The 9,363-nt window shown below is 35.4% G+C and carries 11 protein-coding genes and 1 pseudogene; all 12 read left to right on the plus strand.

Translation table 11 applies throughout. The features are described from left to right. Positions 1-32: 32 nt before the first annotated feature. Positions 33-410: a four helix bundle protein gene (locus K5R16_RS12815; protein WP_220737952.1), complete on the plus strand. Its 378-nt coding sequence runs from the start codon at positions 33-35 to the stop codon at positions 408-410. Between the two features lie 90 nt (positions 411-500). Beyond that, entirely contained in the window at positions 501-1,463 is a 963-nt protein-coding gene (locus K5R16_RS12820; protein ID WP_220737953.1) for a Wzz/FepE/Etk N-terminal domain-containing protein, read from the plus strand. Positions 1,464-1,671: 208 nt separating this feature from the next. After that, the gene (rfbB, locus tag K5R16_RS12825; RefSeq protein WP_220737954.1) at positions 1,672-2,748 is read left to right on the plus strand and encodes a dTDP-glucose 4,6-dehydratase; all 1,077 of its coding nucleotides are present in this window, start codon (positions 1,672-1,674) and stop codon (positions 2,746-2,748) included. 54 nt (positions 2,749-2,802) lie between these two features. Continuing rightward, positions 2,803-3,690, plus strand: coding sequence for a glucose-1-phosphate thymidylyltransferase RfbA (rfbA, locus tag K5R16_RS12830; RefSeq protein ID WP_220737955.1), 888 nt, complete (start codon positions 2,803-2,805; stop codon positions 3,688-3,690). Further along, on the plus strand, positions 3,690-4,571 hold the full coding sequence (rfbD, locus tag K5R16_RS12835) for a dTDP-4-dehydrorhamnose reductase (RefSeq protein ID WP_220737956.1): 882 nt from the start codon (positions 3,690-3,692) through the stop codon (positions 4,569-4,571). The genes rfbA and rfbD overlap by 1 nt, the downstream gene beginning before the upstream one ends. Positions 4,572-4,575: 4 nt before the next feature. Then, positions 4,576-5,118, plus strand: coding sequence for a dTDP-4-dehydrorhamnose 3,5-epimerase (rfbC, locus tag K5R16_RS12840; RefSeq protein WP_220737957.1), 543 nt, complete (start codon positions 4,576-4,578; stop codon positions 5,116-5,118). After that, positions 5,118-5,522: an FdtA/QdtA family cupin domain-containing protein gene (locus tag K5R16_RS12845; RefSeq protein WP_220737958.1), complete on the plus strand. Its 405-nt coding sequence runs from the start codon at positions 5,118-5,120 to the stop codon at positions 5,520-5,522. The genes rfbC and K5R16_RS12845 overlap by 1 nt, the downstream gene beginning before the upstream one ends. Then, positions 5,512-6,447: a DegT/DnrJ/EryC1/StrS family aminotransferase gene (locus tag K5R16_RS12850; protein WP_220737959.1), complete on the plus strand. Its 936-nt coding sequence runs from the start codon at positions 5,512-5,514 to the stop codon at positions 6,445-6,447. The genes K5R16_RS12845 and K5R16_RS12850 overlap by 11 nt, the downstream gene beginning before the upstream one ends. Then, entirely contained in the window at positions 6,434-6,913 is a 480-nt protein-coding gene (locus tag K5R16_RS12855) for a DapH/DapD/GlmU-related protein (RefSeq protein WP_220737960.1), read from the plus strand. Before K5R16_RS12850 ends, K5R16_RS12855 begins: the two co-directional genes overlap by 14 nt. Further along, on the plus strand, positions 6,906-7,871 hold the full coding sequence (locus tag K5R16_RS12860) for a GNAT family N-acetyltransferase (protein WP_220737961.1): 966 nt from the start codon (positions 6,906-6,908) through the stop codon (positions 7,869-7,871). Before K5R16_RS12855 ends, K5R16_RS12860 begins: the two co-directional genes overlap by 8 nt. Beyond that, positions 7,872-8,975 carry a DegT/DnrJ/EryC1/StrS aminotransferase family protein gene (locus K5R16_RS12865; protein ID WP_220737962.1) on the plus strand — a complete coding sequence of 368 codons (1,104 nt, stop codon included), beginning with the start codon at positions 7,872-7,874 and terminating at the stop codon, positions 8,973-8,975. Between the two features lie 4 nt (positions 8,976-8,979). Beyond that, a pseudogene (locus K5R16_RS12870) lies at positions 8,980-9,363 on the plus strand (hypothetical protein); the annotation flags it as partial.

Below are 9,363 nucleotides of genomic sequence, written 5' to 3' on the forward strand. Positions count from 1 at the left end.
CAGCGCTCTGGCACAAAGCAAGGGAGTTGCTAATGCGATTCGAACAACTGGATGTTTGGAAAAGAGCCTCAAGATTGTCGTGCGAAATATATAAAGCCACAGAGGCCGTACAAAATTGGGGCTTTAAAGATCAAATTACACGCTCAGGTTTATCGGTGCCTTTGAATATTGCTGAAGGTGAAGAGCGTGAAACTATCAAAGAGAAAGTACGCTTCTTGTATTATGCAAAAGGCTCACTCGGAGAGTTGGTTACCCTGCTGTACATTGGAATTGAAATCGGCTACCTAAATCGGCAGTCTTCGATGGATATGATAAAAGAAGCTAAAGAGTTAGCCAAAATCATAGGTTCTCTAATTGAAAATAAGGAATCACAGATTAAAGAAGAAAACGCTGATTACAAAGTTGATTGATTTACAGGCGAGAGCTTTCGAATCTTGCCCTTATAGCAGCGTAGCGATCTATCTGCGAAGCGTCCTAGAATCTCGAATCTGAAGAAAATAATGACTAAAAACATACAACAAAACTACACTGATGCACAGTTCCTACAAACAGCACCGGACGACGAAATCGACCTCCGCGAACTATTTTCCGTCATCTGGAAAGGTAAATGGCTAATCATCGCCATTACAGCCATTTTCGCTATCGGTTCTGTAATATTCGCATTATCACAACCGAATACTTATAAGTCAGAAGCTTTATTAGCCCCAGCAAGTGAAGAGCAAGGCGGAGGGCTAAGTGCGTTAGCTGGCCAGTTTGGTGGCCTTGCCAGTATGGCAGGGATAAACCTAGGTGGCGGCGGTGGTGTTGATAAAACTCAAATGGCGATCGAGGTGATGAAATCACGTCAATTCGCCAGCCAATTTATTCAAAAGCACAACATACTTCCAGAGTTAATGGCGGTCAAAAAGTGGAATCTAGGTGACAACTCACTAACTTATGACTCTGAGCTGTACGATGGAAAAACACAAACATGGCAGCGTAAAGCTAAGGCTCCCTTTAAGCCTCAACCTTCAATGCAAGAAGCCTATAAAGAGTTTACTAAAGTGGTTTCAGTCAGCTCAGCAAAAGATACCAGTATGGTGACCGTATCTGTAGAGCATTTATCGCCAGCGGTCGCGCAACAGTGGGTGACTTGGTTAGTTGAAGATATCAACACGGTGATGAAAGAGCGCGATGTAGCAGAGGCGAATAGTAGTAGTGAATTTTTGTCGAAACAAATAGCTCAAACTAATGTTGCTGATATTCGAACTATTCTCTACCAACTTATAGAAGAACAAACAAAAACCATTATGTTTGCCGAAGTTCGCGATGAGTATGTTTTTAAAACAATCGATCCAGCACTTGTACCTGAAGAAAAAGCGGGGCCTAAGCGCGCGTTGATTTGTGTATTAGGAACAATGCTCGGTGGAATGCTGGCAGTCATGCTAGTTTTAGTAAGACATTTTATGAGAAAAGAAGATTAAAAATAAAAAGGCCTATTGGGACTGTTTAACGAAAAACAGTGAAACCGAGGCTTTATAGTAGATAGCGGCAATAGAGCTGTCTCAAAACGGATGAAAAGTGTCTCAGCAGGGTTTTAAAGGCTGAGATGCAGAAGTGAAATCCTTCAGTATTTGTCACTCAAAGATAACCATTTATTGTGGTTATCTTCATCGATTTTGGTAGTAAAAAATGAAAATTCTAGTTACAGGTGGTGCAGGCTTTATTGGCTCTGCAGTTGTTCGTCATATTATAAAAAACACTCAGGATAGCGTAGTTAATGTTGATAAATTAACTTATGCGGGTAATCTAGAGTCTTTGATTAGCATCAAAAATGACGATAGATATGCATTTGAACAAGTTGATATCTGTGATGCAGTTGAACTTGAACGTGTATTTAAAGAACATCAACCAGATGCAGTTATGCATCTCGCAGCAGAGTCTCACGTAGATCGTTCCATCACAGGTCCGTCAGACTTCATTCAAACTAACATTGTTGGCACCTATACCCTTCTTGAAGCCACTCGTGCATATTGGAACGAATTGTCTGTCGAAGCTAAAATAGCCTTTCGTTTTCATCATATTTCAACAGATGAAGTATATGGTGATTTACCTCATCCTGATGATATTATAAGTGCAGAAGACTTAACTCTATTCACTGAAACAACCCCTTATGCACCAAGCAGTCCTTATTCAGCTTCTAAGGCGTCTAGCGACCACTTAGTTCGCTCTTGGTTACGTACCTATGGCTTACCAACTATTGTCACTAATTGCTCTAACAACTACGGTCCTTACCATTTCCCTGAAAAGCTAATTCCATTGGTTATTCTTAATGCATTAGAGGGCAAGGATTTACCGATTTATGGTAAAGGCGATCAAATTCGTGATTGGTTATATGTTGAAGACCATGCTCGTGCATTATATAAAGTTGTTACTATCGGTAAAGTTGGTGAGACCTATAATATTGGTGGTCACAATGAAAAACAAAATATTGAAGTGGTAAAAACAATTTGCAATATTTTAGACACCTTAGTGCCCAAAGAGTCTGCTTATGCAAAACAAATCACTTATGTGACAGATAGACTAGGCCACGACCGTCGCTATGCTATTGATGCAACAAAAATGAGTAACAAGCTAAATTGGGATCCAGAAGAAACTTTTGAAACCGGCTTGCGTAAAACTATCGAGTGGTATTTAAGTAACGAAACATGGTGTAAGCATGTTCAAGATGGCAGCTATCAAAGAGAGCGATTAGGCATTAAAATTTAGCTTATTAAGCTATTTTATTTTCAAGTATGTCTACTATATTAAAGTTGAGGATTTATGAAAGGTATTATTTTGGCGGGTGGTTCAGGTACACGTTTGTATCCATTAACGCGTGGAGTATCAAAGCAGTTGTTACCTATATACGATAAGCCAATGGTGTTTTATCCTATTTCAACTCTGATGCTAGCAGGCATTAAAGATATTTTAATCATCACAACTCCAGAAGATAATGCTGGCTTTAGGCGCTTATTGGGCGATGGTTCAGATTTTGGTATTAACCTTGAGTATGCCATTCAACCAAGCCCTGATGGCTTAGCGCAAGCATTTATCATTGGTGAAGAGTTTATTGGTGATGACAGTGTTTGTTTAGTTCTTGGTGACAATATCTTCTATGGTCAATCTTTTTCAAAAACGCTAAAAAATGCAGCTTCACGTGAATCTGGGGCCACAGTATTTGGTTATCAAGTTAAAGACCCTGAGCGTTTTGGAGTGGTCGAGTTTGATGACGATATGAAAGCGGTATCCATTGAAGAGAAGCCTGAGGCACCGAAGTCAAATTATGCAGTTACTGGTTTGTATTTCTATGATAACCGAGTAGTTGAAATGGCAAAAAAAGTTAAGCCTTCTCATCGTGGTGAACTTGAAATTACCACATTAAATGAAATGTATCTCAATGATGACTGTTTGAACGTCGAGTTATTAGGTCGAGGGTTCGCTTGGCTAGATACTGGCACTCACGAAAGCCTTCATGAAGCGTCTTCTTTTGTCCAAACCATTGAAAACGTTCAAGGCTTAAAAGTTGCCTGCTTAGAAGAAATTGCATGGCGTAATGGTTGGTTGAGTAGCGATCAAGTGTTAACACTTGCAAAGCCTATGATGAAGAACGAATACGGTCAATATCTGACTCGTTTAGTGAATGAAAACCAGAAAAAGGCAGTAAGTTAATGCGCGTGTTGATTACGGGGTGTCATGGACAAGTTGGACACAGCCTCAGTGAGAAGCTAACTAAAAACAAAGACACTACAGTATTAGCACTTGATAGAGATTGTCTTGATATAACTAATCAAGCTGCAGTTAAAGCTGCTGTTACTGAATTTCAACCAAGCATCATTATTAATGCTGCAGCACATACTGCGGTTGATAAAGCAGAAGAGGAAGTTGAACTTTCTTATGCGATTAATCGTGATGGACCAAAATACTTGGCAGAAGCCGCGCAAGATCTGGGAGCTGCAATACTTCATATTTCAACGGATTATGTTTTTGATGGTAATAAAGTTGGTGAATATGCAGAAAATGATACCACAAATCCCCAAGGCGTTTATGGCGAAAGCAAGCTTGCCGGCGAAGTTGTCGTCGCAGAGGCGTGCGATAAATACATCATTCTTCGAACTGCTTGGGTGTTTGGTGAAAATGGTAATAATTTTGTAAAAACTATGCTGCGTCTAGGTGCAACCAGAGATACATTGAATATTGTTGGAGACCAGTTTGGTGGACCAACATACGCAGGTGATATCGCTAAAGCGTTGATTCAAATTGCTGAGCGTATTGCTCAGGGTGATGCGATTGAATATGGTGTTTATCATTTTTCGGGTTTACCCCATGTCAGTTGGTATGAGTTTGCAGAAACTATTTTTGATACAGCATTCGAGCAAGGTGTGATGAAGAAAAAACTTAATCTTACTAGTATTGCAACTGAGCAATATCCAACGCTAGCAAAACGACCAAGTAACTCTTGTTTAAGTAATGAAAAAATAAACAATGTATTCTTAATTGAACCTAGTGATTGGAAGATTGCATTAAACAATATTCAAGCATACACAGGATAAGAACATGAAAGTCACAAATACCAGTATTCCTGATGTTAAAATTATAGAGCCAAGAGTGTTTGGTGACGAACGTGGTTTTTTTATGGAAACTTGGAACCAAGAACGATTTGAAGATTTAGTAACTGGAAAGCAAACACGGTTTGTTCAAGATAATCATTCTAAATCGACAAAAGGAGTTTTACGAGGTCTACATTACCAAACTGAGAATACTCAAGGGAAATTGGTTCGCGTTATATCAGGTGAAGTATTCGATGTTGCTGTTGATATAAGAAAATGTTCCCCAACATTTGGTGAATGGGTTGGGGTTTATTTATCAGAGACGAATAAACTTCAGCTCTGGGTTCCAGAAGGTTTTGCTCATGGATTTTATGTTACGAGCATGCATGCTGAATTAGTATATAAATGTACTAATTACTACAATCCAAAATTTGAACAAACAATTTTGTGGAACGATCCTTTATTAGGGATAAATTGGCCAATACATGGTGAGCCTCAACTGTCAGAAAAAGATAAATTGGGTTCTAAGTTTAACGGAATATATTTATAATGAATATTAAATTGATACCACTGCAAAACCATTGTGATGACAGAGGAGCTTTAGTTGCTCTTGAACATGATGAAAATATTCCTTTTGAAATAAAAAGAGTTTATTACATTTTTAATACTTTAGCTGGGGTGATACGAGGCTATCATGCGCACAAAAAGTTAAAGCAATTTGTAATTGTAGTTAGTGGCTCATGTGATTTCACATTGGATGATGGAAATGAACGAGTAACTATATCATTAAATAATCCAGCACAAGGCCTTTATATTGACTCTTGTATTTGGAGAGAAATGGCTAATTTCACCGAGGATTGTGTTTTGCTTGTGCTTGCCGATAATATTTACGATGAAAATGATTACATAAGGGACTATTCTGAATTTTTGGTTAAAATGAAAAATGAAAAATGAAAAATATATTTTAAATCCTGATTTTTTTATGATACCAAGTTATAGAATTAGTCCATTTTCAACAAGAGATATAAAGTTTAACGCAGATATCCCCAAGTCTAAGGATGAGCTGGATACTAAAATACTAGAAAAGCATGGTGTCGGATGGAATTTTTTAATGACGTCAGGAGGTCGATCTGCAATAAATGTAGCATTGACAGATTTAGCGCTTGAGCATGACGATATTATTACAATATTGACACCGTCTAATAATAACTATGTAAGTGGATGCGTAACAAAGGAAATTGAGACCTTTTGTAAGTGGAATCGGGTTGTAAATAAAGAAACTAAAGCTATATTTATAGTTCATGAGTTCGGTAAGCTATATGAGAATATAGATGAACTTTCTGTCTACAATCTTCCAATAATAGAGGATTATGCTCATTCATTTGATTCATATGATAAGCGAACCGTTAAAGGCGATTATTTAATATATAGTCTACCAAAATTCTTCCCTATTCAATATGGTGGTTTTGTTCTATCTAAAAACAAGTTACCCAAAGCTCATGATATTTTGAATGAAAATAGCAATCAATATTTACGTACTGTTTTAAATTATTATTGGGACTATATTGGTGAGTTTTCCTCATTAAGGAAACGGAACTTTAAAAGATTAGCTGAACTATTTTCAAACGTGGGCTTCTTCCCAAGGTTCAATTATAGTGAAAATGAAACACCATCTGTTTTTATGTTCAAAAATAATGAATGTGAAGAGTTGAAACTTGATTTGTTGAAAAATGAAATGCAAGCAATGGGAATTGAATCAAGTATTTTTTACGGGGAACAATCTTTTTTTATTCCAGTGAACCACACTTTGGATTATGTTGATATGCAGTATATCTACGATGTTTTTGTGAATATTAAGGTTAACAATGAAGCATGCTAACATTCAAATATTAGGTGATGTTTACTGGGATTCAAGTACATCAGTTAATAATGTAAAACTACACAACAATGTAAAGATATCAAAAAACTGTTCTATTTTTGGTTCTGAAAAAGAACAACTCACTATAGGACATGATACTTATATAGGCATGAATACTATTATTAATGGTTTTAGTGCGAAAATATCAATTGGAAATAATGTAAGTATTGCACAAAATGTAAATATTATGAGTGATTCTGGGCCTAATGCGAGCTTGGTTTTACAAGCGGTATTCCCAATAGAAAAAAAAGAAATTCATATTGGACAGCATTGCTGGATTGGAGCTGGAGTTGTTATTTTACCAGGAACTAAATTAGAGGATTATTGTGTTGTGGGTGCTAATAGCGTTGTGAGTGGTCATTTCGAAGAAGGTAGTGTTATTGTGGGTTGCCCAGCAAGAACTGCTAAGGTTATTAACTATGTCTGAAGTTATTAAAAGATACACAGATCGTACTTTCGAAGTATCTGATACTTCATTATCTAATAATCTATTTTCAAGAAATGACTTTTTGTTTTATCAAAGTAAAACTCAGAAGAAAAAATATTTATCATTTAAACTAAAAAATGCTAATAAAAATAAAATTATTTTTGAATGTGTATTTTGCTTTAGGAGTGATAATAACTTGTTTTTCTCTCCAATGACTGGTGCATTCTCAGATGTATTTCAGGATGCTTCTTTAACACCAAATATGTTGAATGAATGCTTTATAGATATAGAACAGTATTTAAAAGATGTTTACGGTAATATTAGCTTGAGTATTGCTTTGCCTCCATTGTATTTTGCTAACAGCTCAAGTGTTATTAATTGTCTAATTAATCTTGGTTGGATTCCGGGAAAGTACGATGTTAATTATCATTTTGACATATGTGACAATTTTGAGTTTAGAAGTTTAATAAGCTCATCAAAAAGAAAATGTTTAAATAAATTAAATAGAAATAATTATAGCTTTGATTCGTTAGAGTTGAATGAATTTAATGTTAAGAGTGTTTATAATATTATCTCTATTAATAGAACTGCATTAGGTTATCCTGTCACAATGACGGAAGATTCAGTCGTAGATTTATCAGAACATTTTAGACACGATGTAAAGTTATTTTGTGTGCATAAAGATGACGTTATTGTTGCGAGTGCAATATGCTTAAACATAAATGAAGATACCCTATATGTTTTTTATTGGGCTGAACTTCCTGACAAAAGGGCTGAGTCACCAATATTGGCATTAGCGGAAGGTATAACTCTATATTGTAAAGAAAATAAAATAAGATATTTGGATATAGGTATATCGACAGAGAATTCAAAGCCAAACTATGGGTTGATGAACTTTAAAAAACAATTAGGGTGCATTGAAAGTTTAAAGCTAACATTAACAAAAGGGTGTCAATAAATGAAGGTTAAATTTTTAGATTTAAAAAAAATTAATAGCAAATACAAAAGTAAAATTGAAAAAGCTGTATTAGATGTTATCGATTCCGGTTGGTATATACTTGGAAATAAAGTTAATGAATTTGAGTCCGATTTTTCTAAATACATTAGCGTTAAACATACTGTAGGTGTAGGTACCGGATTAGATGCTATTTCATTAACGCTTAAATCTTGGTTGTACTTAGGTAAAATATCGATAGGGGACGATGTTTTGGTACCTGCTAATACATTTATTGCAACAATAATGGCGATTACAGAAAGCGGCTTGAATCCTATACTAGTTGAACCTGATCCGGTTACGTTTCAAATATCGTTAACAGATTTGAAAAATAAAATAACTAAAAAATCAACAGTGGTTTGTCCTGTTCATTTATATGGTTTGTCTTGTGATATGGACGAGTTATTGAAAATTGCTAGATTATCAAATTTATTAGTTTTAGAAGATGCAGCTCAGGCACATGGTGGCCTTTGGGCAAATAAAAAACTTGGTTCTTATGGAGATGCTAGTGCATTTAGTTTTTACCCAGGGAAAAACCTTGGAGCATTAGGGGATGGAGGGGCTGTTTGTACAAATGATGACGAACTGCAAGATGCCTTATTGAAAATAAGAAACTATGGTTCAAGCATAAAATATGTACATGAATTAATTGGAACTAATAGTCGCTTAGATGAAATACAAGCTGCAATTTTATCTGTAAAGCTGAAAGGACTAGATGATGATATAGCATTGAGGAATTTGGTTGCAAATAAATATCTAGATAATATTACTAATCCAAAAGTTAAATTGCCTTCAAAAAGTGATCTTTCATATCATAGCTGGCATTTGTTTGTTATAAAAACGTGTGAAAGAGATGATTTCAAAACCTACCTAGATGAACATGGGATTGAAACAGTAGTTCATTACCCTAAGGCCCCACACTTACAGAAACCATATGTTAATAAGCTATTAACTACCTCATTAGATGTGACAGAAAGTCTTCAAAATGAAATAATATCAATTCCGATTTCGCCTGTAATGAGCAGTTCCGAAGTTGAGTATGTAATTAAAATCATCAATAGTTACTAGAGATATGCTAGTTTCTATTTTAAATGTGATTGTTGTACTCCTTAAAATGGCTTTTGGGTTTATTTTAACAAAATATGTAGCGATGAATATGGGACCTAGTGGAGTAGCGTTATTTGGTCAATTGCAATCGTTAGTTTCATTATTCCAAAATATACCCAATGGAATATCTAATGGTGTTATTAGTAATACTGCTGCAGTTAAAGATGAGTCAAATATATCATATTTATCATGGTGGTTTTCTTCAATACAGATGTGTTTCATTATTTACATATTGCTTCTTATAACTTGTTTTTACAGCTTGGATATTTCAAATTTTCTTTTTAAGAAAACTGACTTTAACTTTCTCTATATTCTTTTAGTTTTAGTTTATCCTTTTTTTCATCTGTAT

The sequence above is a fragment of the Shewanella sp. c952 genome (assembly GCF_019654975.1).
Classification (GTDB): Bacteria; Pseudomonadota; Gammaproteobacteria; order Enterobacterales; family Shewanellaceae; genus Shewanella.